The 1,972-nt window shown below is 75.6% G+C and carries 1 protein-coding gene; it reads right to left on the reverse strand.

What is annotated here, in order from left to right:
* Positions 1 to 149: 149 nt before the first annotated feature.
* The gene (locus EBH09_RS32600) at positions 150 to 1,925 is read right to left on the reverse strand and encodes a glycoside hydrolase family 15 protein (protein WP_121750435.1); all 1,776 of its coding nucleotides are present in this window, start codon (positions 1,923 to 1,925) and stop codon (positions 150 to 152) included.
* Between the last annotated feature and the right edge of the window lie 47 nt (positions 1,926 to 1,972).

Genomic DNA, 1,972 nt, shown 5'->3' on the forward strand with positions numbered 1-1,972 from the left:
CGCGGCAGGAGCGGAGGCGACGGGTTCGGCCCGGCCGGCTGCCTGCCGGGGCCCGGCCGGAGCCCGGCAGGCAGCCGGCCCCGACGCGGGTTCCTCGGGGCGGTCGCCCCGCGCGGATCGGCCGGGGGCTTGGGCCGGCGCCCGAGTGATCAGGGCAGCGCCGACTCGTCGGCCAGGCGGACCGCGCACTCCAGCATCATCGCGTGCACGAAGGCCTGGGGGAGATTGCCGCGCAGCTGCCGCTGGCGCACGTCGTACTCCTCGGCGAACAACCCGGGCGGTCCGCAGGCCGCCCGGGTGCGTTCGAACCAGCGGAACGCATTGGTCCGGTCGCCGGCCCGGTGCGTGGCGAGCGCCATCGTGAAGCCGCAGAGCAGGAAGGCCCCCTCGGCGTCACCGAGCGGCTCCCCGGGGTGTTCGAAGCGGTAGAGGTAACCGTCCTCGGCCAGCCGGGACTCGACGTGCGCGCGGGTGGCCGCACCGTCGTCGTCCCCGAAAGCGCAGCCGCGGGCCATCGGCACGAGCAGCGCGGCCTCGGGCCCGTCGTCATCGGCGGCCCGCCGCCAGCGGCCGTGGGCGCCCAGGCACCGGCGCCGGGTCTCCCGCAGCACGGTGTCGGCGAGTGCGGTGCAACGCTGCCCCGCCGCCCCGGGCAGCACCTCCGCCATCCGCCGCAGACCGCACACCACGCTCAGCCGAGAGTGGGTCCACCACCGGTCCTCCAGCTCCCACAGCCCGGCGTCCGGCTTCAGCCACTGCCGCTCCACGGCGTCCACCGCGACGGCGGCGGCACGTTCCGCGTCCTTCGTCAGCCGGTCGTGCGCGGCGGCCGCGGCGAAGAGCTGCAGCGCCTCGCCGAAGGTGTCCAGCTGGAACTGGGTGCCCGCGTCGTTGCCGACGTGGTCGGTGCCGCCGGGATAGCCAGGCAGCCGCAGCGAACGTTCCCCGCCGACCGGCAGCCCGTCGACCGTGTAGGCGGGGCGGACCTTGTCACCGTCCTCGAGAATGCGCTCGGCGACGAAGCGCACGGCGTCGTCGACCAAGGGGTGCGGTCCGTGCGCGGCGACCGCGAGACCGGCGTAGCACTGGTCGCGGAGCCACGCGTAGCGGTAGTCGTAGTTGCGTCCGCTGTTGGCCCGTTCCGGCAAGGACGTGGTGGCGGCGGCGACCATGCCGCCGGAGACGCTGGTCAGCCCGCGCAGTACGGCGTACGCGTGCCGGGCGTCGCGTGGCGCGACCAGCCGCGAGCAGTCCGGGACGGCCCGCCGCCACTCGCGTTCCGTGGACCGCCACAGCGCGTCGGCGTCGAGGGGCCCGGTCTCCCGCCCCTCGGCCAGTTCCAACACCAGGTCGTGGGTCTCGCCCTCGCGCAGCCGGAACTCGCCGCACAGCCCCCCGCCGGCCCGCCAGACCGCTTCCGGCGCCCCGGCGAGCCGCATCCGCAGCCTTTCCGTCCCGGCCGTCCACACGCCGTGCTCCCGCCGGGTTTCGCGCATCCGGCCGCCCCCGAAGCCGGGCCTCGGGTCCAGATCCAGGCACAGCCGTGCCTCGCCCCGCTTCACACGCATCCGGCGCAACAGGACGAGCCGGTCGGTGCGGGCCGGCAGGGCGAGCGCCTCACGGCACTCGATCACGCAATCGGAGGTCACCCACCGGCTCGTCCGGATCAGCGTGCCCTCCTCGTAGGAGCCGCCCCAGACGTGCCAGGGGTCGGCCGGCTCCACGTTGAAGTGTCCGGCCCCGCCGATGAGCGCCGCGAACACCGCGTCGTCGTGCCACCGCGGGGCGCACAGCCACACGATCCGGCCCCGGGGGTCCAGGACCGCACCCCGCTCGCCGTCGGCGAGCACCGCGTACTCGCGCAGGGCCCAGGGAGGACACGACGGGTCCGGCGCCGCCGTGCGCTGATCGTCGCCGTCCTTCATGACGCTACGGCTGTCCCGGCGCCGGCGACCGAAACGGTGACGCTCCC

Origin of the sequence: Streptomyces sp. E2N166 (genome assembly GCF_003671715.1) — a bacterium.
Taxonomy (GTDB): Bacteria; Actinomycetota; Actinomycetes; order Streptomycetales; family Streptomycetaceae; genus Streptomyces; species Streptomyces thinghirensis.

What these genes read in the sequence shown, in the direction of transcription:
- EBH09_RS32600 (WP_121750435.1), bottom strand. Translation starts at nt 1,925, where the DNA reads ATGAAGGACGGCGACGATCAGCGCACGGCGGCGCCGGACCCGTCGTGT.